The sequence below is a fragment of the Sphingomonas sp. Leaf231 genome (genome assembly GCF_001421995.1).
Classification (GTDB): Bacteria; Pseudomonadota; Alphaproteobacteria; order Sphingomonadales; family Sphingomonadaceae; genus Sphingomonas.
The window spans coordinates 808,871-835,407 of record NZ_LMLS01000001.1; the positions used below are offsets into that span (position 1 = coordinate 808,871).

The 26,537-nt window shown below is 68.6% G+C and carries 27 protein-coding genes and 4 tRNA genes; 10 read left to right on the top strand and 21 right to left on the bottom strand.

What is annotated here, in order from left to right; translation table 11 throughout:
- Positions 1–304: 304 nt before the first annotated feature.
- Positions 305–380: transfer RNA gene (locus ASE95_RS03850), tRNA-Ala, on the bottom strand.
- Between the two features lie 82 nt (positions 381–462).
- Positions 463–783 carry an FYDLN acid domain-containing protein gene (locus ASE95_RS03855; protein ID WP_056631659.1) on the bottom strand — a complete coding sequence of 107 codons (321 nt, stop codon included), beginning with the start codon at positions 781–783 and terminating at the stop codon, positions 463–465.
- 100 nt (positions 784–883) lie between these two features.
- On the opposite strand from ASE95_RS03855, the gene aroA reads away from it, so the two are divergent.
- The 7 genes from aroA (at position 884) to ASE95_RS03890 (ending at position 7,394) form a co-directional block, all read left to right on the top strand.
- Positions 884–2,221, top strand: a complete 1,338-nt coding sequence (gene aroA / locus ASE95_RS03860; protein ID WP_056631662.1) for a 3-phosphoshikimate 1-carboxyvinyltransferase — start codon at positions 884–886, stop codon at positions 2,219–2,221.
- Positions 2,218–2,841 carry a (d)CMP kinase gene (gene cmk, locus ASE95_RS03865; protein WP_056631665.1) on the top strand — a complete coding sequence of 208 codons (624 nt, stop codon included), beginning with the start codon at positions 2,218–2,220 and terminating at the stop codon, positions 2,839–2,841. Before aroA ends, cmk begins: the two co-directional genes overlap by 4 nt.
- A 352-nt stretch (positions 2,842–3,193) precedes the next feature.
- Complete coding sequence (rpsA, locus tag ASE95_RS03870) at positions 3,194–4,900, top strand: 30S ribosomal protein S1 (RefSeq protein WP_056631668.1); 1,707 nt, start codon at positions 3,194–3,196, stop codon at positions 4,898–4,900.
- Positions 4,901–5,084: 184 nt separating this feature from the next.
- Positions 5,085–5,366 carry an integration host factor subunit beta gene (gene ihfB, locus ASE95_RS03875; RefSeq protein WP_056631670.1) on the top strand — a complete coding sequence of 94 codons (282 nt, stop codon included), beginning with the start codon at positions 5,085–5,087 and terminating at the stop codon, positions 5,364–5,366.
- Between the two features lie 62 nt (positions 5,367–5,428).
- Positions 5,429–5,512, top strand: a tRNA-Leu gene (locus ASE95_RS03880).
- A gap of 77 nt (positions 5,513–5,589) precedes the next feature.
- Positions 5,590–6,966, top strand: a complete 1,377-nt coding sequence (locus ASE95_RS03885) for an ABC transporter substrate-binding protein (protein WP_235528169.1) — start codon at positions 5,590–5,592, stop codon at positions 6,964–6,966.
- Positions 6,967–6,971: 5 nt separating this feature from the next.
- Positions 6,972–7,394, top strand: a complete 423-nt coding sequence (locus ASE95_RS03890) for a DUF4112 domain-containing protein (RefSeq protein ID WP_056631674.1) — start codon at positions 6,972–6,974, stop codon at positions 7,392–7,394.
- Positions 7,395–7,407: 13 nt separating this feature from the next.
- On the opposite strand, the gene ASE95_RS03895 is transcribed toward ASE95_RS03890, so the two are convergent.
- The gene (locus tag ASE95_RS03895; protein WP_082449512.1) at positions 7,408–8,496 is read right to left on the bottom strand and encodes an anhydro-N-acetylmuramic acid kinase; all 1,089 of its coding nucleotides are present in this window, start codon (positions 8,494–8,496) and stop codon (positions 7,408–7,410) included.
- Between the two features lie 95 nt (positions 8,497–8,591).
- Between ASE95_RS03895 and rimO the strand changes: the two genes are divergently transcribed.
- Both rimO and ASE95_RS18480 read left to right on the top strand, forming a co-directional pair.
- Positions 8,592–9,923: a 30S ribosomal protein S12 methylthiotransferase RimO gene (rimO, locus tag ASE95_RS03900; protein ID WP_056631677.1), complete on the top strand. Its 1,332-nt coding sequence runs from the start codon at positions 8,592–8,594 to the stop codon at positions 9,921–9,923.
- Between the two features lie 96 nt (positions 9,924–10,019).
- Entirely contained in the window at positions 10,020–11,051 is a 1,032-nt protein-coding gene (locus tag ASE95_RS18480) for a methyl-accepting chemotaxis protein (protein ID WP_056631680.1), read from the top strand.
- Between the two features lie 163 nt (positions 11,052–11,214).
- Here ASE95_RS18480 and ASE95_RS03910 read toward each other — a convergent pair.
- The 3 genes from ASE95_RS03910 to ASE95_RS03920 all read right to left on the bottom strand — a co-directional run bounded on the left by ASE95_RS03910 (position 11,215) and on the right by ASE95_RS03920 (position 13,799).
- Positions 11,215–11,291: transfer RNA gene (locus tag ASE95_RS03910), tRNA-Met, on the bottom strand.
- A gap of 61 nt (positions 11,292–11,352) precedes the next feature.
- Positions 11,353–11,874: a 2'-5' RNA ligase family protein gene (locus ASE95_RS03915; RefSeq protein WP_056631683.1), complete on the bottom strand. Its 522-nt coding sequence runs from the start codon at positions 11,872–11,874 to the stop codon at positions 11,353–11,355.
- On the bottom strand, positions 11,871–13,799 hold the full coding sequence (locus tag ASE95_RS03920; RefSeq protein WP_056631686.1) for a potassium transporter Kup: 1,929 nt from the start codon (positions 13,797–13,799) through the stop codon (positions 11,871–11,873). Before ASE95_RS03920 ends, ASE95_RS03915 begins: the two co-directional genes overlap by 4 nt.
- 135 nt (positions 13,800–13,934) lie before the next feature.
- Between ASE95_RS03920 and ASE95_RS03925 the strand changes: the two genes are divergently transcribed.
- Positions 13,935–14,153, top strand: a complete 219-nt coding sequence (locus ASE95_RS03925) for a DUF3072 domain-containing protein (protein WP_056631688.1) — start codon at positions 13,935–13,937, stop codon at positions 14,151–14,153.
- Positions 14,154–14,303: 150 nt separating this feature from the next.
- Here ASE95_RS03925 and ASE95_RS03930 read toward each other — a convergent pair whose 3' ends face one another.
- The 15 genes from ASE95_RS03930 to ASE95_RS04000 form a co-directional block, all read right to left on the bottom strand.
- Positions 14,304–14,936, bottom strand: coding sequence for a tetratricopeptide repeat protein (locus ASE95_RS03930; RefSeq protein WP_056631692.1), 633 nt, complete (start codon positions 14,934–14,936; stop codon positions 14,304–14,306).
- A 4-nt stretch (positions 14,937–14,940) separates the two neighbouring features.
- Positions 14,941–15,378 carry a cytochrome c maturation protein CcmE gene (gene ccmE / locus ASE95_RS03935; protein ID WP_082449515.1) on the bottom strand — a complete coding sequence of 146 codons (438 nt, stop codon included), beginning with the start codon at positions 15,376–15,378 and terminating at the stop codon, positions 14,941–14,943.
- Positions 15,379–15,475: 97 nt separating this feature from the next.
- Positions 15,476–16,201, bottom strand: coding sequence for a heme ABC transporter permease CcmC (gene ccmC / locus ASE95_RS03940; protein WP_056633152.1), 726 nt, complete (start codon positions 16,199–16,201; stop codon positions 15,476–15,478).
- 100 nt (positions 16,202–16,301) lie between these two features.
- Positions 16,302–17,351: a Leu/Phe/Val dehydrogenase gene (locus tag ASE95_RS03945; RefSeq protein WP_056631695.1), complete on the bottom strand. Its 1,050-nt coding sequence runs from the start codon at positions 17,349–17,351 to the stop codon at positions 16,302–16,304.
- Positions 17,352–17,444: 93 nt separating this feature from the next.
- Positions 17,445–17,521, bottom strand: a tRNA-His gene (locus ASE95_RS03950).
- Between the two features lie 48 nt (positions 17,522–17,569).
- Positions 17,570–18,289 carry a type II secretion system protein N gene (gene gspN, locus ASE95_RS03955; protein ID WP_056631699.1) on the bottom strand — a complete coding sequence of 240 codons (720 nt, stop codon included), beginning with the start codon at positions 18,287–18,289 and terminating at the stop codon, positions 17,570–17,572.
- Complete coding sequence (gene gspM, locus ASE95_RS03960; protein WP_056631702.1) at positions 18,290–18,763, bottom strand: type II secretion system protein GspM; 474 nt, start codon at positions 18,761–18,763, stop codon at positions 18,290–18,292.
- Complete coding sequence (gspL, locus tag ASE95_RS03965; protein WP_056631706.1) at positions 18,760–19,848, bottom strand: type II secretion system protein GspL; 1,089 nt, start codon at positions 19,846–19,848, stop codon at positions 18,760–18,762. Before gspL ends, gspM begins: the two co-directional genes overlap by 4 nt.
- Entirely contained in the window at positions 19,845–20,822 is a 978-nt protein-coding gene (gene gspK / locus ASE95_RS03970; protein ID WP_056631707.1) for a type II secretion system minor pseudopilin GspK, read from the bottom strand. Before gspK ends, gspL begins: the two co-directional genes overlap by 4 nt.
- Positions 20,809–21,486 (bottom strand): type II secretion system minor pseudopilin GspJ, encoded by a 678-nt coding sequence (gene gspJ, locus ASE95_RS03975; RefSeq protein ID WP_235528170.1) that lies wholly within the window; start codon positions 21,484–21,486, stop codon positions 20,809–20,811. The genes gspK and gspJ overlap by 14 nt, the downstream gene beginning before the upstream one ends.
- 403 nt (positions 21,487–21,889) lie before the next feature.
- Positions 21,890–22,813, bottom strand: coding sequence for a type II secretion system minor pseudopilin GspI (gene gspI / locus ASE95_RS18485; RefSeq protein WP_327196695.1), 924 nt, complete (start codon positions 22,811–22,813; stop codon positions 21,890–21,892).
- Complete coding sequence (locus tag ASE95_RS03985; protein ID WP_082449516.1) at positions 22,770–23,246, bottom strand: GspH/FimT family pseudopilin; 477 nt, start codon at positions 23,244–23,246, stop codon at positions 22,770–22,772. Before ASE95_RS03985 ends, gspI begins: the two co-directional genes overlap by 44 nt.
- Positions 23,221–23,682: a type II secretion system major pseudopilin GspG gene (gspG, locus tag ASE95_RS03990; protein ID WP_056633164.1), complete on the bottom strand. Its 462-nt coding sequence runs from the start codon at positions 23,680–23,682 to the stop codon at positions 23,221–23,223. The genes ASE95_RS03985 and gspG overlap by 26 nt, the downstream gene beginning before the upstream one ends.
- Positions 23,683–23,765: 83 nt before the next feature.
- Positions 23,766–24,989 (bottom strand): type II secretion system inner membrane protein GspF, encoded by a 1,224-nt coding sequence (gspF, locus tag ASE95_RS03995; protein ID WP_056631708.1) that lies wholly within the window; start codon positions 24,987–24,989, stop codon positions 23,766–23,768.
- Positions 24,989–26,500, bottom strand: coding sequence for a GspE/PulE family protein (locus tag ASE95_RS04000; RefSeq protein WP_235528210.1), 1,512 nt, complete (start codon positions 26,498–26,500; stop codon positions 24,989–24,991). Before ASE95_RS04000 ends, gspF begins: the two co-directional genes overlap by 1 nt.
- Positions 26,501–26,537 lie beyond the last annotated feature (37 nt).

The following is a 26,537-nucleotide window of genomic DNA, read 5'->3' on the forward strand; positions in this document are numbered from 1 at the left end:
CCCGCGCTTCGTGGCCCTGCCAGTGAGTCGGTCGGTACCGGCGCGCGCTGCGCAGGGCACGCTTGTCGAGGTCCGGTACGCGGGCGTCTACGGCCACGCTCGCCTGGCTCCGGCGGCACTGTACCCACGCCCACAACGAAGCGCACGAGATCGGAACCGGCGATGGAATATGCTGGTCGGTCAGCCGGGATCAGATCGCCGACGACCGGTTACGCACACCCCCCCGGTGATGCCCGACGCATATGGCTCGCGATCAGAGGACGGGAGTTTGTGCTGCCAACGCGATGGGTTGGTAAGGGACGAATGGTGGAGCCGAGGGGGATCGAACCCCTGACCTTCGCAATGCCATTGCGACGCTCTCCCAGCTGAGCTACGGCCCCATCGTCCGGGAGGCAGCCCACTAACCGGGGGCTGCCGGCTTGGCAAGCGGCTATTTGCCGCTCGCCTCACCTTTATACCAAATCAGTTGTTTTCGTCGTCTTCGTTGCTGGTCTCGACGCCCAGATCGTCGTCGCCGCCGAGATCGACCTCGTCATCGGCGGAGGGCTCTTCATCCTCGCCGGTGTCCAGATCCTCATCGTCGCCGGCCAGATCGGAATCCGCCTTTTCCTTGTCGGGCTTGGCGGCCTCGAACGGCATCGGTTGCTTGGACTTCAGGATCGGTTCCGGCTCCCATGCATAACCGCAGTTGATGCAGGTGACGGGATCGTCCTTCTCGAGGTCGTAGAAACGCGTCGCGCATTTCGGGCACGTACGCTTCGTGCCCCATTCCGGCTGGATCATGCCGTGAAAAGCCTTTCGGATGGGTGGTTCGAACAGGATAGTCCTGTGAAGTGGAGCGCGCCTTGCCATAGCGCAAGCCGGCTGGCAAGGCGCGGTGCGCATGGCGCATTCCCCTTCCCCCGCTCCGTACACCGTCCCCGCCCCGGCACGGCTGGCTGGCCGCATCCGCGTGCCCGGCGACAAATCGATCAGCCATCGATCGCTGATGCTGTCCGCACTGGCGGTCGGCGAAAGTCGCGTCGAAGGGCTTCTGGAGGGTGAGGACGTGCTCGCCACCGCCGCGGCGATGCGCGCGATGGGTGCGCGGATCGAACGCGGCGATGACGGCATCTGGCGCATCCACGGCGTCGGGGTCGGCGGGCTGCTCCAGCCGCGACAGGCGTTGGACATGGGCAATTCCGGCACCTCCACCCGGCTGCTGATGGGGCTGGTCGCCAGCCATCCGATCACCGCCACCTTCACCGGCGACGCGTCGCTGTCGTCTCGCCCGATGGCTCGGGTGACCGTGCCGCTGACGCAGATGGGCGCGTCGATCGAATCGTCGCCGGGCACGCGCCTGCCGCTGATGATGCGCGGCGCGTGTCCGGCGTTGCCGATCGAATACGAATTGCCCGTCGCCTCCGCGCAGGTGAAGTCGGCGGTGCTGCTCGCTGCGCTGAACACGCCGGGCATCACCCGCGTGATCGAACCGGTGCCGACCCGCGATCATAGCGAGCGGATGCTGGCCGGCTTCGGCGCGAAACTGACCGTTGAACACGGCCCGCGCGGACGCGTCATCTCACTGGTCGGCGAGGCGGAGTTGAAGCCGCAGTCGATCGTCGTGCCGGGCGACCCGTCCTCCGCCGCCTTCTGGATGGTCGCCGCTTCGATCGTGCCGGGCAGCGACGTGGTGATCGAGAACGTCGGGCTGAACCCGACCCGCGCCGGATTGCTGACCGCGCTGCGCATGATGGGCGCGGACATCGAAGAACTGGACGCGCGCGTCGTCGGTGGCGAGCCGGTCGCCGACCTGCGCGTGCGCCACGCCGCGCTGGCCGGGATCGTCGTGCCGCACGATCTGGCGCCATCGATGATCGACGAATATCCGGCGCTGTTCGTCGCCGCCGCCTTTGCCGAGGGCGAGACGGTGGCGCGCGGCGCGGACGAATTGCGCGTGAAGGAAAGCGACCGTATCGCAGCGATGCGCGCCGCGCTGGAGGGTAACGGCGTCACGCTGCGCGAGCATGAGGACGGATTGACCATCCGCGGTTCGGGTGGCGAGAAGATCGCGGGCGGCGGCACCGTTTCCACCAGCCTGGATCACCGGATCGCGATGAGCATGACCGTCGCCGGCCTTCACGCCCGCGCGCCGATCACGATCGACGACGTCGCGCCGGTCGCCACAAGCTATCCCGCATTCTACGATCAACTCGCCGCATTGTCGGGAACGACGGCATGATCATCGCCGTCGACGGACCCGCCGCATCGGGCAAGGGCACGATCGCGCGCGCACTCGCGCGACATTACGCCATCCCGCACCTCGACACCGGACTGCTGTACCGCGCGGTCGCGGCACAGGTGCGGCATCTGGATCTGGACCCGGCGATCGAGGCGGATGCCGTCGCGGCTTGCGATTTCGACGACCGGCTGCTGACCGAGCCATCGTTGCGCGACGACGCGGTCGGGCAGGTCGCGTCGATCGTCTCCGCGCATCCGCTGGTGCGCGCCGCGTTGCTCCAGCGACAGAAGCGGTTCGCGCACCAGCCCGGCGGGGCGGTGCTCGACGGGCGCGACATCGGCACCGTCATCGCGCCGGATGCCGAGGCCAAGCTGTTCGTGCGCGCCACGCCGCCGATCCGTGCGCGCCGTCGCCACGACGAACTGCGCAAGAACGGCTCCGCGATCAGCTACGATCAGGTGCTGGCCGATATCCGCACCCGCGACGATCGCGACAGCTCGCGCTCCACCGCCCCGCTGGTCGCCGCGTCGGATGCGATGGAACTCGATACCAGCTTCCTGTCGGTCGATGCCGCCGTCGCCCGCGCCATCGCGCTGGTGGAAACGCGCGTCGGGGCGTAGCGGAGCTTAACCGCCGATCGGCCGCAAACGATTGCCCGCGCAGGCCGCGCCCGGAGCCGGATCGCGAGTCGTTCATGATGGCCACCGGTGACACGCCTTACCCGCTGGCAAGGCTGCCCAACCTTGCTTCGGGAGCGCTTTTCGGCTAGGGCGCGACGGTCCGGCGGGCTGGGGCTCGCGGAGGCGTGGCGCGACAGGAGGTTCTGTCGTGCCTTTTCGCACATTCGCGAATGGCCCACCGCGCCCCCGATCCGTCTGATGTCGCGCACGGCACGGGGCCGGCGCGACGGTGATGGCCAAGACCGGCGGATCCAACCGCCTGGCCGGAAAACGACATAGGACAGTTTCTTTTATGGCCTCAGTGGCATCTCCCTCGCGTGACGAATTCGCGGCAATGCTCGATGACATGTTCGGCGGCGCCGACAGCTTCGAGGGCCGCGTGGTGCTGGGCACCGTCACCGCGATCGAAAACGACCTGGTCGTCATCGACGTCGGCCTGAAGAGCGAAGGCCGCGTGCCGCTGCGCGAGTTCGCGCCCGCACCGGGCCAGAAGGCCGATCTGAAGGTCGGTGACGAGGTCGAGGTGTACGTCGACCGCGTCGAGAACATGCATGGCGAAGCGATGCTCAGCCGCGACCGCGCGCGCCGCGAAGCCGCCTGGGACAAGCTGGAGCTGGAGTTCGCCAAGACCGCACGGGTTGAGGGCGTGATCTTCGGTCGCGTGAAGGGTGGCTTCACCGTCGACCTGAACGGGGCCGTGGCGTTCCTGCCGGGTTCGCAGGTCGATATCCGCCCGGTGCGCGACGTCACCCCGCTGATGGACATTCCGCAGCCGTTCCAGATCCTGAAGATGGACCGCAAGCGCGGCAACATCGTCGTCAGCCGCCGCGCCGTGCTGGAAGAGACCCGCGCCGAGCAGCGTTCGGGCCTGATCCAGTCGCTGCACGAGGGGCAGATCATCGACGGCGTGGTCAAGAACATCACCGATTACGGTGCGTTCGTTGATCTCGGCGGCATCGATGGCCTGCTGCACGTCACCGACCTCAGCTACAAGCGCGTCGGCCATCCGAGCGAGATGATCAACATCGGCGACACCGTGAAGGTGCAGATCATCCGCATCAACAAGGACACGCAGCGCATCTCGCTGGGCATGAAGCAGCTCGAGAGCGATCCGTGGGATGGCGCCGCCGCCAAGTATCCGGTCGGTGCCAAGCTGTCGGGCCGCGTCACGAACATCACCGAATATGGTGCGTTCGTCGAGCTGGAAGCCGGCATCGAGGGCCTGGTCCACGTGTCCGAAATGTCCTGGACCAAGAAGAACGTCCATCCGGGCAAGATCGTCTCGACCTCGCAGGAAGTCGAAGTCGTCGTGCTCGAGGTCGACGAGGACAAGCGCCGCATCTCGCTGGGCCTGAAGCAGGCGCAGAACAACCCGTGGGAGGCTTTCGCCGCCGCGCACCCGATCGGCTCGACCGTCGAGGGCGAGGTCAAGAACGCTACCGAATTCGGCCTGTTCATCGGTCTGGACAACGACGTCGACGGCATGGTCCACATGTCCGACATCGCATGGGGCGTTTCGGGTGAGGACGCGCTGAACCTCCACCGCAAGGGTGAGACGGTGCAGGCCGTCGTGCTCGACATCGATCCGGAGAAGGAGCGTATCTCGCTCGGCATGAAGCAGCTGGAGCGTGGCGGTCCGGTCGCGGCGGGTGCGGGCGATCGCCTGGGCAAGAACCAGGTCATCACCGTCACCGTCCTCGAAGTCCGCGATGCCGGGCTCGAAGTGCAGGCGGGCGACGATGGCGCGACCGGCTTCATCAAGCGCACCGATCTTGGCCGCGATCGCGACGAGCAGCGTCCGGAGCGTTTCCAGGTCGGGCAGAAGTTCGATGCGATGGTGACCGGCTTCGATCGGTCGAAGAAGCCGACCTTCTCGGTCAAGGCGATGCAGATCGCCGAGGAGAAGCAGGCCGTGGCGCAATATGGTTCGTCGGATTCGGGTGCATCGCTTGGTGACATCCTGGGCGAGGCCCTGAAGGCGCGCGACACTCGCAAGTAAGCGGTACCGCTAACAACAACGAAGGGGGGGATCGGCCAGCGGGCCGGTCCCCCCTTTTCGTTTCAACACAGCGGGATAGTGACCCAATTTGCGCAATCGTTGTCATTTCGGCGCTACCGTGGTCCGAAACTTACCTGTATCAGGTCGCAATGAACCTAACGCATTCGTCAAGGGACAACATGCAATGATACGGTCGGAATTGGTGCTGGGCCTGCTGAAGGATAATCCCGGCCTTTCCCAAAGGGATGTCGAGACAATCGTAGCGACGTTCTTCGACGAGATCGTTGCACGGCTGGCCGACAACGGGCGGGTCGAACTACGCGGTTTCGGTGCTTTCTCCACCCGTGCGCGCGATGCCCGCGTGGGTCGCAACCCACGCACCGGCGAGACCGTCGATGTCGATGCCAAGCGGGTGCCGTTCTTCAAACCCGGCAAGGAAATGCGCGTCCGCCTCAACGTCGCCTGACACGACGGCGGCGCGCAACGGCTTGACGCGGGGCGCTGCAACGGCTTCGTGCCCCGGCATGCGCGGGCGTGGCGGAATCGGTAGACGCTGGGGACTTAAAATCCTCTGCCATTGGCGTGCGGGTTCGAGTCCCGCCGCCCGCACCAGCATCATCCGGCTGACGGCCGCTCTCACGCTGACGCTGCTTGGCGCCGCCTGCGGACGCCGGGCGGATGTCGGGCCGGTGGTCGTCAGCGTCATCGGTGTCGAGCCGACGCTGGCCGGGCGTAATCGCGCTGCCTTGTCCACCGGCGACCGCTTGCTGACCGACTCGCTGGCCGAGGGGCTGGTCCGTTTCGATGCCGCGGGGCAGATCGAGGCCGGCGTGGCGGAGCGCTGGACGGTTATCGACGATGGCCGCAGCTACATCTTCCGGCTGCGCGCGGCGCAATGGAGCGACGGCGCTCCGGTGCGCGCCGCCGACATCGTGCCGCTGCTTCGCCGCCAGATCGCGCGCACCTCCGGCAACCGCATCGCGCCTTACCTGACCGCGATCGATTCGATCGTCGAGATGACGCCGGAGGTAATCGAGATCGAACTCGCGCGACCCCGTCCGGACCTGCTGAAGCTGTTCGCACAGCCCGAACTGGCGCTGGTTCGCGCGCGGGCCGACGGTGGCGCAGGACCTTTCCGCCGCCGTACCGTATCGGGCCGCGCCGCGCTGCTGACCCCCGCGCCCGATCCGAACCGCGACCCAGAGGAAGAACGCCCGACACCCGAACAGGATGTGCGACTGCGCGGCGAACGCGCCGCACTGGCGATCCTGCGCTTCGTGGAGCGGCATTCCGACCTGGTCAGCGGCGGAACGCTGGCCGACTGGCCGATCCTTCAGGCCGCCAACCCCGCCCCCGCCAATGTGCGAATCGATCCGGCAGCGGGGCTGTTCGGGCTGGCGATCGTCCATCGCGACGGGTTCCTGGCCGATGCCGCCAACCGCGCCGCGATCGCACAGGCGTTCGATCGCGCCGGACTGACCACCGCGACCTCGCCCGAATGGACCCCGCGTGAGACGATCCTGCCGGAACAGATCGACGCCGCTGCCCCGCCGGCCATTCCCGAATGGGCCAACGTCCCCGCCGAGCAGCGTCAGGCGAGCGCGCGGCGGCAGGTGGCGGCGTGGCGCGCCGCGAACGAACTGCCCGTCCTGCGGCTCGCGCTGCCGGGCGGGCCGGGCGGCACCTTGCTGTGGGCACGGCTGGCGCGCGACCTGTACGCGATCGGCGTGCGCCCGCAACGCACCGCGCTGGACGATCCCGCCGCCGACCTGCGCCTGATCGACGAGGTCGCGCCCTATGACAATGCCCGCTGGTATCTCGCGGAGGCATGCGTCACCTGCTCAGCGGAGGCGGCGGCAGCGATCGAGGCGGCGCGGCTCGCCGACACGCTCGCCCAGCGTGCGGAGGCGACCACGCTGGCCGATCGCCTGTTGACGCAGGACGTCGCCTTCGTTCCGCTGGCGCGACCTTTCCGCTGGTCATTGGTCGCGCTGCGGCTGCGGCAATGGCAGCCGAATCCGCGCGCGTGGCATCCATTGAACCGGCTGCGTCCCGACCCCAATTGAGAACGATGGTCGCACGCCCCACCCCGCTCGAAACGCCGTTTCTCGCTACCCTGCCGGTCGGGCGCGATCCCGCTGCGGTGCGCCGTCGGGTGGAGGCGGTCGAGCGACTGCTCGAAGGCATGTACGTCGTGCCCGGCATCAACCGCCGCGTCGGGCTGGACGCGATCGTCGGATTGGTGCCGGTCGTCGGCGACGTCCTCGCCGGGGCGATGGGCATGTGGCTGGTGTGGGAGGCGCGCAACCTGGGCATGGGGCGCATGGCGCTGGCGGGCATGACCGCGCGCGTCGGGTTCGATACCTTGCTGGGCATGGTGCCGTTCGTCGGCGACGCGGCCGACTTCTTCTATCGCTCGAACACGCGCAATCTGAAGCGGATCAAGAAACACCTCGATCGTCACCACCCCGCGACCGTGACGGTCCAGCGATAGGCCGGACGAAGGCTCAGCGCGGGCGGAACACCGTCCCGCCCGCCATCGGCCGCGGAACCCCGGTGGTGCCGGGAAAACTGATCGGCAGCCCGTCCAGCGTGCGCACCGCCATATAGGCGAAGCCCTCCGCTTCCAGCCCGTCGCCGTGCCAGCCGAGTTCGTCGACCGGTTGCGGCACCAACCCGGTGCGCGCCGCGATCATCCGTAACAAGGTCGGATTGTGCCGCCCGCCGCCTGCGACGAGCAAGCGCTGCGGCGTACGTGGCAACGACGCCAGTCCCTCTGCAACGCTGGCGGCGGTGAAGGCGGTCAACGTCGCCGCGCCGTCCGCCGCCGCCAGTCCGCGCGCCGGCTGGATGGTGAAATCGTTGCGATCAAGCGACTTCGGATAAGGCGCCGCAAAGAACGGATGATCGAGCATGGCGGTCAGCACCGTCTCGTCGATCCGTCCCGCCGCCGCCAGCGCGCCGTCACGGTCGAAGCGCGCACCGCTTTCCTGCTCCACCCAACTGTCGATCAATCCGTTCGCCGGGCCGGTATCGAACGCGGCGACCGCCTCGCCCTCCTCGACCAGCGTCACATTGGCGACGCCACCCAGGTTCAGGATCGCCACCGGTCCATCCAGTCCGGCGGCCAGGGCGGCGTGGTATACCGGGATCAGCGGCGCCCCCTGCCCCCCCGCCGCGACGTCGGCGCTACGGAAATCGGCGACGGTGTTGATTCCGGTGACATCGGCCAGCACCTGTCCGTCACCGATCTGCCACGTCCAGCGGCGATCGGGGCGATGCGCCACCGTCTGCCCGTGGAAACCGATCACACCCACCTCGCCCGCGACCGCTCCGGCATCGCGCAGCAGCTTTTGCACCGCCAGCGCGTGCGTCCGCGTGATGAGCTCGCCGGCCGCCACCAACGGCGGGCTGGCGCGTGGCCGCGGATAAGTGAGCGCAAGCGTGGTCGCCTCCGCCAGTTGCGCGCGCGCGGCGTCCGAATAGGGTTCGCCGCGAAAGGCGATGTGGCGCACCGCGCGACGCCCGTCGGTTTCGATCAGCGCGGCATCGATCCCGTCAAGGGAGGTGCCCGACATCAATCCGATCGCCAGCATCACCGCGCGCCCCCGTTCTCGACTAAATGCCCGCTATTGCCCGCATCGCCGCCACTGGCAAATCCGCCCGACCCGCATTATGTGCGGACGATCCCATGGCAACGCAAATCCCCTCTCCGCCCCGCGTGGGTATGGTCTCGCTCGGCTGTCCCAAGAACCTTGTCGACAGCGAACGGATCCTGACCCAGCTTCGCGCCGACGGCTACCAGATGTCGGCCGATTATTCCGGCGCGGATGTCGTGCTGGTCAACACATGCGGCTTCCTCGATTCGGCGAAGGAGGAAAGCCTCGACGCGATCGGCGAGGCGATCGCCGAGAACGGGCGCGTCATCGTCACCGGGTGCATGGGCAAGGAGGCCGAGGCGATCCGCGCGCGCTTCCCCGGCGTGCTGGCGATCACCGGCGCACACGAATACGAACAGGTGGTGGAGGCCGTGCACGCCGCCGCGCCTGCCGCGCTCAGCCCGTATGTCGACCTGATCCCCGACGCCGGTCTGAAGCTGACGCCGCGTCACTACAGCTATCTGAAGATCTCCGAGGGCTGCAACCACCGCTGCTCGTTCTGCATCATCCCGTCGCTGCGCGGCGATCTGGTCAGCCGCCGTCCCGATGCGATCCTGCGCGAGGCGGAGAAGCTGGTCGCCGCGGGAACGAAGGAATTGCTGGTCATCAGCCAGGATACCTCCGCCTACGGCATCGACATCCGCGACCAATCGCGCATGTGGAAGGGTAGCGAGGTGCGCCCGCACATGACCGACCTGGCACGCGAGCTGGGGCGCATCGCGCCATGGGTGCGGCTGCATTACGTCTATCCCTACCCGCACGTCGATCAGGTCATCCCGCTCATGGCCGACGGCCTGGTGCTGCCCTATCTGGACATCCCGTTCCAGCACGCCGCACCATCGGTCCTGCGCCGCATGAAGCGTCCTGCCAATGACGCCAAGGTGCTGGGCCGCATCAAGGCGTGGCGGGAGATCTGCCCGGATATCGCGATCCGCTCGACTTTCGTGGTCGGCTTCCCCGGTGAAACCGAGGAGGATTTCCAGTACCTGCTCGACTGGCTGGACGAGGCGCAGCTCGACCGGGTCGGCGCGTTCCGTTTCGAGCCTGTGGAAGGTGCGTCGGCGAACGCGCTGCCCGATCCGGTACCCGAAGAGGTGAAGGAAGAACGCTACGCGCGGATCATGTCGAAGACCGCCGCGATCTCCACCGCGAAGCTTGCCGCGAAGGTCGGCCGGACGCTGGACGTGATCGTCGATGCGGTCGATCTCGACAGCGGCGGTGCGTCGGGCCGCTCGATGGCTGATGCGCCGGAGATCGACGGCGAGGTGCACCTGCGCGACGCAGGTCATTTGTCGCCGGGTGACATCGTCCGCGCCGTGATCGAGGATGCCGACGAACACGACCTGTTCGGGGCGCCCGTTTGATCGGGCAAGTCGCTGGCCGCACCGGATAATATGCCCGTGTCTCATCATTGGTTAACTCCCCGTCCGTAAGGCGGGTGGATTACCGATGGAGACACCATGCCGCGCCGGATACGGTCCCTGCTGTCGTTGCTGAGTGCCGAGGTCGCTGCCCATGCCGATCGATCGGAAGCGATCGCCGGCCAGACCCGGCTGCTGGCGCTGAACGCCGCGATCGAAGCGGCACGTTCGGGCGAGGCCGGGCGCGGCTTCGGCGTGGTGGCGCAGGAAGTGAAGACGCTGGCGGCCCAGGCCAGCAATTCGTCGCGGGCGTTCCGGGAGGAATTGATCGGCCGCCTGGATCACGGCAGCGAGATCGCCGGCGATCTGGTGCGCGAACTCGAAGGCGGGCGGCTTGGCGAACTGGCACAGTCGATCGCCGACGCATTGTCCCGCACGCTGTTCGATCGCACGATCGACGTCCGCGTCCTCGCCAGCGACCATGCGGTGCGTGAAAGCCTGTTGCTGCCCGACGACCGGCGCGCCGCTACCCGCGCCCTTGAACGGATGCGCTCGCTGCTCGGCTTCTCGCCATACTTCCTCAATGCGTTCGTGGTCGGGTCCGATGGCGTGGTCGGCGTATGCGCGCATGAAAATGCCACGGTGCGTACGGTCCGGTTCGACAATTATACCCAGTTCCAGACGGTGATGAATGAACCGCTGCCCGCGGGCTGGTCCACCGACGAGGTCTGGATCAATCCCTGGTCACAGGATCGCAAGGTGCTGATCTTCGTGGCGCCTGTCGTTGTCGAAGGCGTAAAGGTCGGCGTCTGCTACCTCGAATATGATTTCGAGGGGCAGGTCGCGCAGCTGATCGACGTCATGAACCGCTCTTCGCGTCGCGCGACGATCTCGATCGTCGATCCGCTCGACCGCATCGTGGCGACAACCGGCACGCGGCGCTTCCACGAACGGCATCCGCATGCCGTGGCGGGCGCGACGCGCATTCAGTCGCTCGACGGGCTGGTGGTGGCGCAGGCGCGGGTACCGAGCGATCACGGCGTATCCGGCCTCGCATTCCGCTGCGTGATTGAGGATCATGTCGCCAGTGACAGTGAGATCGTCGCGGCGATGTCTGCCATCGCGGCCTGAGGCGCCGTACGCGGACGGCGCAGCCGGCACCGCTAACCTGATGATGCACCGGCGCGCGGCGACGCTGGCGGTGGCCGCGACTGCGCGGGCCATGCCCCCGCGTGCTGTGGTGCAGGCGGCTTGCGGGATCTGCCGAACATGACCGAAAACACACCACGAACGCTGGTAGCGGAGGAGGGACTTGAACCCCCGACACGCGGATTATGATTCCGCTGCTCTAACCAGCTGAGCTACTCCGCCCCGTTTCGCGGGGGGAACCAGCGTTCGTGAGGCGCGGGCTATAGCAGCCGAACCGTGGCGGTCAAGCCGCGAACATATGCTTCGACAGCATTTCCCACGGCCCGCCGCGATACCACCACGCCGCCAGCCCCGCGATCACCACCGGACGCGGCCGAAAGCCGTCGCGCAGCGTCGCCAGCAGCGCCTTCGCCACCGCCGGCTCGACCTTGTTCTGCACCGTGACGTGCGCGCGCCAGCCGCCCGCATCCTGCGGCGTCAGCAGGCCGGCGAACGCATCCGCCAACTCTGCGCGGACCGCCTCCAGTTCCGGGCTGTCGATACGATAGGCTACGCCGCGCCCCAGCGAGATCACATCGGCGATCCGCGCCGCCGGTGCAGGCACCGCCCGCGTCGCCGCCACCAGCCGCTGGCGCAGCTCCGGCGCCAGTGTCGGGGGCAGGTGGTGGAACATCGTCAGATGCGCGGCGAGCTGGTTGCGCTCGGGCGGGAAATGCGCCCGCCGCTCCGCATCGAAGTACGCCTGATCCGCTCCGCCGAACAATGCGGTCACGATGATCGGAGCAAGGGAGCCCGGCTCGGTCAAATCTCGATCTGACTGCCCAGCTCGACCACGCGGTTGGTGGGCAGGCGAAAGAACTCCATCGCGCTTTCGGCGTTGCGCAGCATCCAGCTGAACAGCTTCTCGCGCCAGATCGCCATGCCCGGCCGATCGGACGCGAGCAACGTCTGCCGGCTGAGGAAGAAGCTGGTGTCCATCATCCGGAATGCCGCGCCGCATGCGTCGAACGTATTGAGATGCGCCGGCACGTCCGGCTCCTCCATGAAGCCGTAGCGCAGGATGACGCGGTGGAAGCCCTGCCCCAGATCCTCGTGGAGGAAGCGATCCTCCTCGGGAAAATACGGCATGTCGGTGACGCGCACCGTCAACAGGATGACGCGGTCGTGCAGCACGCGATTGTGCTTCAGATTGTGCAGCAAGGCATGCGGCACGCCCTCCGGCGTCGACGTCATGAACACCGCCGTTCCCGACACGCGCGTCGCGGAGGTCGCCGCCGAATCGATGAAGATCCGGATCGGCATCGCCGCCTCGCGCATGCGCTCGATCATCAGCTTGCGCCCTTCCGACCAGGTGGTCAGCAGCACGAAGACGATCACGGCGACCAGCAGCGGGAACCACCCGCCATCGGGCACCTTCGTCAGGTTCGACGCGAAATACAGCCCGTCGATCGACAGGAACACGATTTCGAACAGCGCGGTCGCCCATAGCGGCCAATGCCACACCCGGCGGATCAACACCCCGACCATGCAGGTCGAGATGAACATCGTGCCGGTCACCGCGATCCCGTAAGCAGCGGCCAGATTGGACGATTCACCAAAGCCGAACACCAACAGCAGCACCATCACCATCAGCGCCCAATTGGCGGCGGGGATGTAGATCTGCCCGGCCTCGGATGCGCTGGTGTGGGTGATGCGGATGCGGGGCATCAGGCCCAGCTGCACCGCCTGCTGCACCACCGAATAGGCACCGGTGATGACCGCCTGGCTGGCGATCACCGTCGCCATCGTGGCCAGGATCACCAGCGGCAGGCGCCATGCCTCCGGCGCCATCAGGAAGAACGGGTTCTGCGCCGCTTCCGGCTGTTCCAGCAACAGCGCGCCCTGCCCGAGATAATTGAGCATCAGCGCCGGCAACACGAACACCAGCCATGCCGATGCGATCGGCCGCCGCCCGAAATGCCCCATGTCGGCATAGAGCGCCTCGGCCCCGGTCACCGCCAGCACGACCGAGCCGAGCGCCAGGAACGCCAGGCCGCCATCGTTCATCGCGAACCGTACCGCGTACAGCGGATTGAGCGCGAACAGGATGTCGGGGCGCTGGATGATGTGCGACACGCCCATAACCGCCAGCACGACGAAATAGACGAGCATGATCGGACCGAACAACCGCCCGACCCGCTCCGTCCCGATCGATTGCATGTAGAACAGCGCGATCAGGATCGTCACTGCGATCGGCAATACGAACGAGTCGAAACCCTGCTCGACCGTCGCCAGCCCCTCGACCGCCGACAGCACCGAGATCGCCGGCGTGATCATGCAGTCGCCGAAGAACAACGCGCTGGCGAGCACGCCGAGGATCACGAGGCTGGGACCCCATTTCTTCCCCGCGCCGGACCGCCGCTGGATCAGCGCGAGCAGCGCCAGGCTGCCGCCCTCGCCGTTGTTGTCGGCGCGCAGCACGATCAGCACGTATTTGAACGTCACGATCAGCATCAGCGACCAGAAGACAAGGCTGATCACGCCGAAGATATGCAACGGGTCCACCGCGAGCGGATGGTGCCCGACGAACACTTCCTTCAACGCGTAGAGCGGGCTGGTGCCGATGTCGCCATAGACCACGCCGATCGCACCAAGCGCCAGCTTGGCAAGGCTGCCACCACTACCCTGATGGTGATGGCCGCCGCCCCCGGCGTGCCCCCGCAGCGCAGGGTCGACGGTGTTGACGCTCATGCGCCGGCCACCGCTGTCGAAACGTCATGCGTATGCGTGGCCATAAGCGGCGCGCCTAGCATGCGCCCGATGCGCCCGCAACGCGGAACAGGCAGCGAACAGAGATGTTATGTCCGATGAAAGGACCATCCGATCATGACCGATACCCACAACCCCAAGAGCGAGCCGTTCTCCAATGCGGAGAAGGACCCGGACGACTGGACGACCGGTGACGAGGCGATGACCGGCGCGCAGGCCAGTTACCTGAAGACCTTGAGCGAAGAGGCAGGCGAGCCGTTCGACGAGTCGCTGACGAAAGGCGACGCATCGAAGCGGATCGACGCGCTGCAGGAAAAGACCGGCCGCGGCAAATAGCTCTGGGACGCCCGGATGGGGCGGGGGCGATCCGGATCGCCGCCACCTCGTTTGCTTACCGTGCGAAGGGCGTCACGGTCGAAACCCGACGCCCCTTAGCACGTCTCGACAGACCGCCTCATCATACCCACGGCCCACGCGTCTGGCGCGTCACCGCGATCCCGGCATCGCCATCAGCCGTTCGAGCAGCGCCAGCCGCCGCGCGATCTCCGCCCGGTACGGCGTCCCTTCCGGTGACAGCGCCGCCGCGCGCGCCCACAGCGTCCGCGTCTTCGCCAGATCGCCCGCTTCCAGATAGGCGAAGCCGAGGTAATAGGGCGGCGCGGGATGCTCGGGCGCCAGCTGCGCCGCGCGACGGAACGCCAGCAGCGCTGGCGGCGACACGCGGTGTCCGGCCTCTGCGGTCAGCGTCACGCCCGCCCATGTCCACAGCATGAAACTCTGCGGCAATTTCGACAGCCCGCCCAGGATCACGCGAGCCGCGGCATCGTCGTTCCCGCTGCGCGTCATCGCATCGGCGGCGACCAGATACGCGGTGTCGGCGGTGAACCGCCCGAACATGCTGTCGCGCAGCTGGATCTCCTCGATGTCGATCGGCGCGGTCGTAGCGGCGTGGCGCGGCGCGGCGGCGGGCAACATCGGCCGCCCCTGCCACGCATAGCCCACACCGCCGAGGCACAGCGCCGCGCCGACCATCGACCAGAGCAGTCGGTCTACCCGCAGCAGGAACGCCATCGCGGCGAACGCCAGCCCCGCCAGCAACAGGAGCACGACGAAGCCCATCAGCTCACTCGCCCTCCAGCGTGCGCGTCTCGTGCATTTTGCCGGCCATTTGCGGGGGCATATATTTCTCGTCGTGCTTGGCGAGCAGATTGGCGGCCACGAACGAACCGTCGGGGCGGAAATGCCCCTCGGCGACCACGCCCGATCCTTCGCGGAACAGGTCGGGCGCGATGCCGCTGAACCGCACCGGCGTCGTCGCGCGCCCGTCGGTCACCACGAAATCGATCGACACGCCATCGGGCGCGCGGCGCACCGATCCGCGCGCGACCATCCCGCCCAGCCGGACCGCCTTGTCGGGTGGCGGCAGCGCGCCGGCCACGTCACCGGGCGCATAGAAGAACGCCGCCTGATCGCGCAGCCCCGACAGCGCCAGCAATGCCGCCACGCCGATCGCCGCCAGCGCGAGCAGGACGAGCATCAGCCGCTGGTTCTTGCGCGTCACTTCTCGGCATCCCGCATCGAGCGCCAGCTCCACCAGCCAAGCACCGCCGCCGCGATCAGCGTCAGCGCATAGGCGGCGGTCACGAACGGCCACGGGTTCATGCGCGCGCCCGCCGGCGCAACCGCGCCTCGGCCTTTTCGCGCGCCAGCATCGTGCGCATCCGCATCAACACGATGGCTGCGAAGAAGAAGGTGAATCCTGCCAGCATGATCGGCAGCGGCCAGAGCAGCGACCGATCGATGCTCGACCCGGTCAACCCGATGCTCGGCCCCTGATGCAGCGTATTCCACCACACCACCGAATAGCGGATCACCGGCAACAGTACGGTGCCCGCGATCCCGTACAGCGCCGGGATGCGCCCGTCGCCATCACGCTCGCGATCGGCCTGCGCCAGCGCGATGAAGCCGAGGTAGACGAACAGCAACAGCAGCATGGAGGTCAGCCGCCCGTCCCATTGCCACCAGGTGCCCCATGTCGGCCGTCCCCAGATCGCACCGGTGACGAGGCACAGCCCGGCGAAGATCGCACCCGGCACCGCGATCGCGCGGGCAGCGATCGCGGCCAGCGGATGCCGCCACACCAGGAAGACGATGCTGGAGATCGCGATGCCGCTCCACCCGCCCATCCCTAGCCATGCGGCGGGAACGTGGATGTAGAGGATGCGCACGGTTTCGCCCTGAAGGTAATCGGCCGGCGTCTGCGTGAGTCCCGCCCAGCACCCGATCGCGATCAACGCCACGCCCACCCACCACAGGATCGGAGTGAGCGGACGCGCGATCTTCAGGAAACGCGCAGGATTGGCAAAGGCATGAAGCGCTGGCACGGCACCCGCGATAAGCGAAGCGGACGCGGTCGTCACCCCCGCAGAAAGCGGAAGGCCGACATCACCGCGCGACCTTCCGGAATCGTCCGCCGCGTGGCGATCAGCGGCCGATCAACCGCCGGGCGATCCGGTCCGCCACGTCCGCGGTGGGGTCACCGGTGGCCGCGGCTTCGTCCCACACCTGATCGAGCCGGCCGGGAATCTGCGCGATCCGGGCCATCACCTCGGCCTCGTCGCCATGACCGAGATATTCCAGCCCCACGTTGATGATCCCGCCGGCGTTGATGACGTAGTCGGGTGCATAGACGATGCCGGCATCGTGCAGCCGCTGCCCGTCGGCGCGTGTTTCCAGCTGGTTGTTCGCCCCGCCCGCGACGATCCGGGCCTTCAGCGTCGGGATCGACCGCTCGGTCAGGATCGCGCCCAGCGCATTCGGGCTGACGATGTCGACGTCGGCCGACAGGATCGCGTCGGGCGCAACCATGTTCGCCCCCAGTTCGGCCGCCATCCGCTCGCACCGCGCCTGATCGACGTCGGCCAGCGTCAGGACCGCGCCGTCCCTGGCGAGCAGTCGCGCCAGCCCGCCCCCGACCGAGCCGAGCCCCTGCACCGCGACGCGCACGCCGCGCACGTCGTCGCTGCCCAGCCCGCGCTTCGCCGCCGCGCGCACGCCCAGGTACACGCCGTGCGCGGTGTACGGGCCGGGATCGCCGCCCGCCGCGCCCTGCGCCACCGGCAGGCCGGAGACGTAGCGCGTTTCGCCCGCGATCACCTTCATCCGCGCTTCGGACATGCCGACGTCCTCGGCGGTGACGTAGCGCCCACCGAGCGATTCGACCGCGCGGCCGAACGCCACCAGTTGCGCCTCGGTGATCGTCGCGCCCGGCTTGTCCGCCAGCACCACGCCCTTGCCGCCGCCCAGGTCGAGCCCGGCCATCGCATTCTTGTAGCTCATGCCGCGCGACAGCCGCAGCGCATCGATGATCGCGCGCGAATCGTCCGCATAATGCCAGAAGCGCACACCACCCGCCGCCGGCCCCAGCCTGGCGGAATGCACCGCGATCACGGCCTTCAGCCCCGATGCGGGATCGGTGAACAGGTGCAGCCCTTCATGGCTGTCGAAATCGGGATAGTCCCAGACCGAGGTCATCGTCTCTCCATCGCGCACGGCATTTAATTTCCGAGCGACGCAATATTCTTGTCGGCAGAAAAATGCCAGCAAGAAACGGGAGATGTGGGAAGATGGGGCGACCGACGGGACTTGAACCCGCGACCCTCGGTACCACAAACCGATGCTCTAACCAACTGAGCTACGATCGCCGCGAAGGCCGTGCCCCTAGCGGCGCCATGCACCGTTCGTCAAGCGATTCAGAACCGTCCCTCGACCGTCAGCGTCCGTCCCGCGCCATTTACCGCGAAGCCGGCCCCTTCCAGCCGCGTTGCGATCGCCGGATCGGTGGGGATCAGCGTCAGCTCGGCGCGGTACCGGCCGTCGGGCCACAGTCGCAGGTTCACGCCCTCGCCCGCACCGCTCGCCAGCGGCAGCAGCAACGCGCCACCGTCGCACCGCGCCCCGCCGCTCAGCGCGCCGGGCAAGACCTGCCCGACGAACGCCCCCGCCAGCGTCGCGCGCACGCGCCCCTCGGCCGCCTCGCACGCGCCGTCGACGAAGCGCACCGTCACGCCGTCCAGATTGAGCGCGGTCACCGGCAAGGGCGCGAAGGCGTTGCCGGGCGACAGCGGTCCGGTCGCACCGATCACCGCGGCGCGATTGCGCCCGATTTCGACCACGCCCGACAGCCGCTGCGCCGGATCGTCCGCTTCGCCCGCCAGCGCGATCCGTGCCCGCCCGATCAGCAGCGCCAGCGGCGACAACCCCGCATCGAGATCACCCAGCGCGATGTCGCCGAATCGCGCCTCGACCAGCCGGCCCGACCACAGGCTGCCGGTCACCTCACGCGCGGTGAAGCCCTGCCCGTCCAACCCGCCCCAGCCCAGCGCCAGCCGCAGCGGCAGGAACACCGCCATCGCCGCCGCGAACAGGGCGAGGAACAGCGTCCGGCGTCCCGTGGTCAAAGGAATACGCATCTACGCCCCCCGCGTCCGCAGCGTCATCGTGGCGGTGACGCTGCCCGCGCCGTTGCCCGATACGCTCAGCGCGTCGACCAGCACGCCTTCGCCCTCCAGCCCGGCGATCCACTGCATCAACGCCCCGGCGCGCGCGGTAGCGATCGAGGTACGCACCCGCCCCGGTGCCTCGACATCCAGGCTGGCGAGCGCGAACCCCGCGGCATCCGCCCGCGCGCGCACGACATCGGCCAGCGGTGCGGACAGCGGCGTCGCGCGGCGTTGCAGCGCCTTGACCTGCACCAGCCCTGCCTGAGCGCTGCCCAGCCGCACCACCGCATCGGTGTAGCGCTCACGCGACGACGACAGGCCGTTGCGCACCGGCCGGATCACCGCGCCCCACACCAGCGTCACCGCCGCCAGCGCGATCATCACCAGCAACAGCCGCCGCTCACGCAGCGACCGTCCGTCGAACCACGCCTTCAACGCGTTCATGGCCGCACCGTCATATCGCCGGTCAATCGCCCGGCGGCTTGCTGGAACACGCTCGATTCGACCGCGAACCCCGCCGCGGTCAGCCGGGACTTGACGGTGTTCGCCTGCGCCTCGCCCGCCAGCGACAGCGACACGCGCAAGCTGCCATCGGGTTCGAACTGCAACGCCGTCACCTCGCTCTCGGGCACTGCTTCGACCACCGCATAGACCGCTGCGGCGGTGCGGGTGAAGCCCTGTCCCGGACCGCGCAGCTGCGACAATCGCTCACCCAGCATCCGCGCCGCATCGCCCTCTCCGGTGCCGCGCGGCAGCCCCTGTCGCGCCACCCCGGCGGCACGCTGTTCGATCGTGTCCGCTCCGAACGAATATCGCATGATCCGCACCACATCGATCGCCAGCGTCGCCAGCAGGGCCAGCCCGCCGAGCACCGCCAGCCGCCGCACCAGCACCCAGTCGATCGCGGTGCGCCGCCGCCGCCGTGCGAAAATGCCCTGTCGCAGGTCGATCGCCGGTTCCGCCACCGCGCCCGCCGCCGCCGCGCGCAACGCCGCCGGATCCAGCAGCCGCGGCTCCTCGCCACGCGTCACCAGTGCGGTCAGCACCGGTTCGTCCGCCCAGCCGGTCGTCCGCCCGCGCACCACCGCCTGCCCGGCGAGGTCGGCGCGCACATAGCCCTCGTCGGGTTCGGGCAGCAGCAGCGGCGCGGGCACGATCGCGGCAGGATCGACCCCGCGCTGCGCCATCGCCGCCAGCCAACCCGCCATCCGCGCCGGGGCGACGACCGCGATCGCCCGCTCGCCGTCCTTCTCGCGCCCGACCGCGACATGCAGGTCGTGCGCGGGCTCGGCGGTCGCATCGCTCACCACCACCCGCGCCGCGGCCAGCGCCTGCGCCGGGGATCGCGCCGGCAGCGCCGCCCAGTGCAGCGTCACCGCGTCGGCGGGCGCGACCGCGACCACGCGCTCCTGATCGTCGGGACCGGGCAGTCCCTCGCCCTCATCCTCCACCGCATCGTCGCGGATCCGCCACCATCGCCACGGCTGCGAATCATCGGAGGGCAGGAAAAGGAGCGTCGCAGCGGTCATGGTACATCCCCCCATTGCCGCGTCACGAGCCGCACGGGAAGGGTCCGCGCGTCGATCAGCCCCTCCTCGTGCAATTCCGCGCCGCCGTTCGCGACGTCGATGCGCAGCGCGAACCATTTGGTCGTCACGCCGGTCTGCGATTGCGCGCCGATGTCGGTCGTTCCGCCCGCGCTCGCCAGCTGCGCCCAGAACTGCCCGGCCTGCGCATAGCCGTCGGGGGGCCGGCGCAGCAGCGCCGCCTGCGCCTGCGCCACGCCCATCGTGTCGGGCAGCAGCATGGCCAGCAACGGTGCCTGCTCCGGCAACAGCGTGTTCACGTTCAGCACCGACGGCGTCGCCACCGGCAAGGTGCACAGATAGGGGCGCAACGTCCGGTACACTTCGGGTGTCACGCCGTTCACCGCGCGCCATTCGCTGACGTCGGCCATCAACGTGCCGGCGGTGCGATACCCGCGATACGCCGGATTTTCCGCCCCGCCGGGCAGCGCATCGTCGTCGCTGTCCAGCCAGTCGACGGTGGCCGCCGCCACCGCATCGCCGTCGGGCACGCGCAACAATCGTAACAGTCGCTGGAAACGCACCAGCGACTGCTGATTGACCAGATACGCATCACCGAACCCGAACGTCACCAGCCCGTTGAGGTTGAAGCAATTGCCGCCATCGATCACCCGTGCCGTCGCGGTGCCGCCGGGGATCGGCAGGCCGAACGGTCGCCCGCTCCAGCCGCCGGTCAACGCCACCCGGTCGCGCGCCTGCTGCATCAACGCGGTGACGCGGCGCGTCGCCAGCGTCTCCGCGGCATAGGCATAGCCGCGCGCCGCATCCAGTGCGACGGCATTGGCGGCCAGCCGCGTCGACAGGCGCAGGCGTTCCAGCGCGGTCGCCGCCATCACCGCGATCACCGCGACCAGCAGCAGGACGGTCAGCAACGCCGCCCCGCGCTCGCCCCCCCGGTGCGATCTAGCGCGACGCATCGATCGCCCCCTGCGGGGTCTCGGGTCCGCGCCCGGGCTGGTTCGCGCCGGTGTCCTCGGGCGAACGCGGCGCGCCGGTGCCCACCAGGAACAGCAGCCGCAACGATTGCCCGCCGCCGCGCACGATCGTCAATTCCATCGCCTGCGGCAACGATGCGCGCTGGTCGCCCTGCCAGGTGTCGCTCCATGCCCCCGCATAACGGAACCGCAATCGCACTTCCTGCACGCGGTCCAGCAGCAGCGCGCCCGGCAGCGGCGCAGCCCCGTCCAGCGCGGGGAAGCCGACCCGCTCGATCCCCTCACCGGTCAGGCGATATTCCACCTTCTGCAACGTCGCGCGCGGTGCCTGATCGGGATTGGCCCAGCCGCCGCGCACGAAGCGCAGGATCGGCTGCGTCGCACGATCGCCCGAAAACGCCGGGACCAACACGCCGTTCGCCTCGCGCGTCGGCCTGTCCTGCGCCTGCGCCAGATCGGCGGTCAGGATCGACACCAGCCGGTTGAGCGCGGCATTGTCGTCCAGCGCCGCCGCGGTTCCCGCCTGCGCGCGGACGCTGAACGCCAGCAACCCGACCCCCGCGGCGGCGATCATGCCGAAGATCATCAGCGCGATCATCACCTCGACCAGCGTGAAGCCCGCCTCGGCACGCGCGGGCCGCATCATCGCGGCTCGACCCGCAACCGGATCGATGCAGGTGATCGGCGACGCCGCCCCGCTCACGCCACCATCGGCGCGGCTGAGACACGACAACCCGATGTCGCGGCTCCGACCCGCACCACCTGGGTCGGCGACACCCATGCACGCCGGAAGACGCCTCACCGTCCCAAGCCCGTGTGAACCGGCACGAGCAGCGGGCGGACGGCCGACGGCGACGTTTGGACCGCGCCGCGTCCGAACATCGCATCGATGGGTACGGCGCCGCCCGCCCACTCGTGGTGGCGAACGCATCATCGCTCCCCCGCGCCCGCGCCGGCACGAGCGTCGTGCCGGTAGCAAGCTCCCGACGCTCGGCCGGACCCATCTTCCGGGCAGGCACCGGGTCGGCATGGGCAGGATGCCGAGCGCCTCACGGCCCCACCCGCGTCTGGATCGGGGCGGGCGGCGGACGGACCATCGTCGCGCGTCCCAGCACCGATCCGCCTTCATCGCTGACCGCGACGTCGATGCGTTGCACGTCGCCGTCGCCCAGCGGCTGCACATCGCGCGCCCACGTCCAGCTGCGCCCGCCGGCCTGTTCGACGCCGGTGGCACGGCCGCGCGTCGGCGGCTCCGCATCGGTCACCGCCTCGATGGCGACGTTGCGCGCGACGATCTGCGCCAGCAGCGTCGCGGAGACGATCCCGGTGGAACGGATCGTCTGTCCCTCCAGCCGGATCAGCGCCAGCGCGGCCAGACTGAACACCACCAGTGCGACCATGATCTCGACCAGCGTAAAGCCGCGCTGGCCGCTCCGCCGGGCAGCAACGGCCCCTTCGCGCGCATTTGCGACGAATGCCGCCTCGTTCGTGCAGGAGCAGTCCCTTCGGGTCGTCGCCCCGGACGTGACGGGAGGTCGGCATGCTCCACTGGCCTGCGAGGCGCGCGGCCCGAGAAATCCGGTGGGGGACGTCGACACCGGTGATCGCGGCACGTCGATGCTGGCCAAATCATCACAGCCGTCGACGCCGGCGCGGCGATGAGCGGCGCACATCGCCGCCATGCCCTGTTTCATACCCTCATCGTGACCCAGGCAATGCTGACGATCTTGGGCCGGCTGAACTCGCATAAACGTCAATAAGGTCGTCTGGCTCGTCGAGCGACTCGTGCTGACGTACCAGTACCGCGACCTTGGCCGCGCATTCGCCCGATCCCGGCGAAGACATCGGCCCGACCTTTGGCGATGCCCCACCGCCAGCGCCCCGACGCCGACATGCCAGCGCCCCGCGCCGCGCCGCGCCGATCGCCACTCACCCCGCGACACGGACATCGCCATTGGCCTCGACCACCACATCGGTGCGCATCCCCTCGCGGGTCAACGTCACGGTCATCGCGCGATCGGCCAGACCGGTGGTATCGAAGGTCAGCCGCTCGCGCGCCACGCCCGCAGCGGCAGTGCCCGGCTTCCACCGCTCCACCTTCAGCGCGCCGTCCATCGGTGTCCACGCGCCGCCGCGCCACTGGTCGTAGCCATAGCCGCCGGGCGTCACCCACAGGCTGACCGGGCGCGCCTCCACGATCGCCGCGTCGTGCGCCGCGCGGGTGCGCACCGCGAAGCGCGCCGCCTCGTCCATCAACCGCCCGCGTGAATCCGGCATCATCAGCACCGCCGCGGCCGACGCCAGCCCGATGACGGTGATGACCACCATCAACTCGACCAGCGTGAAGCCGCCGTCCTGCGCCCGGGACGGTCCGGCCGCGTTACTGCCAGGATCCGATGTCGGCATCGATCCCCTGCCCGCCATCCTTGCCGTCCGCGCCCAACGTCCAGATATCCGCGGCGCCATGCTGCCCCGGCGAGGCATATAGGTACGGCCGGTTCCACGGGTCCTGCGGCAATCGCTTGATATAGCCGCCCGCCTGATAACGCGCCGCGTCGGTGCCCGCCGGCGCGGTGACCAGCGCCTGCAACCCCTGCGTCGTCGTGGGATAGCTGCCCAGTTGCAGCCGGTACAGTTCCAGTCCCTGCTCGATCGTCGCGATATCGGCCTTGGCCTTCTGGATGCGCGCGGTGTCGCCCGAGGGCAGCACGTTGAGCGCGACGATCGTCGCCAGAAGACCGATGATGACGATCACCACCATAAGCTCGACGAGCGTGAAGCCGTGTTCGGCGGAGCGCCGCCGGGGCGTGAAGCCGTGTTCGACGGCGCGCCGTGGGAACATGACGCCGCGTTCCATGGAATGCGGCAATGACGTCAAACCGTTGCGCTTCGTTCGGGTCTTCTTCTCGATCGACATAGCCATTCTCATTGTCCGGCCAGCGTGTTCAGCTGAAGGATGGGGAGCAGGATCGATAGCACGATCGTCGCGACGATCGCGCCCATGATGACGATGATGAGCGGCTCCAGCAGCGACATGGCCGTAGCGGTGAAGCGGTCGAATTCCCGCTCCAGGTAGTCGGCGGCGCGCTCCAGCATTTCGTCCAGCCGGCCCGCCGCCTCGCCGCTCGCCGCCAGATAGACCAGCAACGGCGGGAACACGCCTGCGCGACGCATCGCCGCCGACAGGCTGCCGCCGCCACGGATCGATTCGGTGATTTCGTCGGACGCCACCTTCAACCGGCGATTGTGGATCGTTCCAGCAGTCAGGTTCAGCCCCTCCAGCAACGGCAGCCTGCTCGCCACCATCGTCGATAGCGTGCGCGCCATCCGCGCCGCGTGCAGGTCGCGCAGCAACCGCCCGAGTAGCGGCACCCGCAGCAACCACGTGTCGAACGCCAGCCGGAAAGGTGGTTGTCTGAGCATTGCCCATGCCCCCACACCCAGCGCGATCAGCGACAGCAACATCAGCCACCACCAGCCGACCAGTATGTCGGACAAGCCGATCACCATTCGCGTGAGCAACGGCAATTCCTGCCCCACCGTGTCGAACTGCTCCACCACCTGCGGCACCACGAAGGTCATCAGCGCCAGCACGACACCCATCGCCACCGCGGCGAGTACGGATGGATAGGCCATTGCGGTCAGCAACTTGCCACGAATTTCCGCCTGCCGTTCAAGCAATGTGGACAGCCGCTCCATGATTTCCGGCAAGGATCCCGAACTCTCCCCCGCCGCCACCATCGCGCGGTAGAGCGGCGGAAAACTCTTGGGCTCGCGCGCCATCGCATCCGCCAGCCGCCGTCCTTCGACCACCGCGGCGTGCACGGTCTGCACGATCGCGCGCACGCTGTCCTGCTCGGTCTGCCGCGTGATGGTGCGCAGCGATTCTTCCAATGGCGACACGCGGTTAAGCGTCGCCAGCTGCCGCGTGAAAAGCGTCAGCTGCTTGCCCGACATCTTGGCCCGGCCCAGTTCCAGCCCGAACAGCGGCCGGCTCCGCGCCTGCGGCGTACCGCCCGGTTCGATGCGCACGACGTACAAACGCCTGCGGTCGAGTACCTTGCGCGCCGCGTCCATGTCGGCCGCGCTGACGTGCCCGCGCGTCTCGTTCCCGCGCGTGTCGATCGCGAGATAGTCGAAGTCGGCCATCAGTGCGCCTCGGCGCTCGCCACCCCGGCGGCGTCGGCATTTTCGCTACGCGAGACGCGCACCGCCTCTTCGGCGGTCGTGCGCCCGTCCTCGACCAGCCGGCGCGCGGCGCTTGCCAGCGTGTCGCTGCCAGCGAAAGCGTGGCGGGTGATCGCATCCTCGTCGCCGCCGTCGTTGATGAGCCGGCGGATGACCGCGTCGACGCGCACCCCCTCGTACACGCCGATCCGGCCGCGGAACCCGGTGCGGTTACAGTGTTCGCATCCGACCGCCTCGTACACGGTCGACGCCGGGTCGATGCCCAGCAGCGGTGCGACCGTGTCGGCGGCGCGTACCGGGCGACGGCATTGGGTGCACAATCGCCGCACCAGCCGCTGCGCGATCACCGCGCGCAGCGTCGAGGCGAGCAGGAACGGCTCGACCTTCATGTCGCGCATCCGCGTGATCGCGCCGACCGCGTCGTTGGTGTGGACCGTCGACAGCACGAGATGCCCGGTAAGCGACGCCTGCACCGCGATGTCCGCGGTTTCACGGTCGCGAATTTCGCCGATCATCACCGTGTCCGGATCCTGCCGCAGGATCGCGCGCAGCCCCGCCGCGAACGTCAGCCCGACCTTGGCGTTCACCTGCGTCTGCCCGACACCCTCGACCGCATATTCCACCGGATCCTCGACGGTCAGGATGTTGCGGCTGCCGTCGTTCAGCAGGCGCAGCGCGGCGTAGAGCGTGGTCGTCTTGCCGCTGCCGGTCGGCCCCGTCACCAGCACGATGCCGTTCGGTTCGTCGATCGCATCGCGCAGCAGCGCGTACATCGGCGCGCTCATGCCGAGCCCGTCGAGATCCATGCCGGCGTTCTCCTTGTCCAGGATACGCAGCACCACGCGTTCGCCCGCGCGGCTGGGCAGCGTCGAGACGCGCACGTCCAGCAATTTTCCACCCAGCGTCAGCCCCATACGCCCATCCTGCGGAACGCGTCGCTCCGCGATGTCGAGCCGCGCCATCACCTTGATGCGGCTGACGACGACCGGCGCGACGTGCGGCGGCATCCTGAGCGTTTCGCGCAAGACGCCGTCGATCCGCATCCGCACGACCAGGCCGGTTTCGTACGGTTCGATATGGATATCCGACACGCCATTGCGCGCGGCGTCGGCGATGATGCCGTTGATGAGCCGGATCGCCGGCGCATCGTCCGCGGTGTCGAGCAGGTCCTCGGCGGTCGGCAGCCCCTCGGCCAGCAGATCGAGCTCGTCGCCCATCCCGACCGCCGCGGCCGCGGTCGCCTGCCCGTCCATCGCGTAATTCTCGCCCAACAGTCGGTCGAACACCGCGGGCGCGACCACCGTCACATCGAACGCCCGGCCCAGCACGCGTCGAACCTCGATCAACGCGCGCGGATCGCTGCCGTCGCGCAACGCCACGGCATCGCCATCAAGCACGACGCCGAACTTGCGTGCGAAGCCATAGGGCAGCGCGACGGGCGCGATGACCGGCACCGCACCCGTCAGCACCATCGCGCCGTCCGCTGCGGGCGGGAGCGGCGCCGCGACG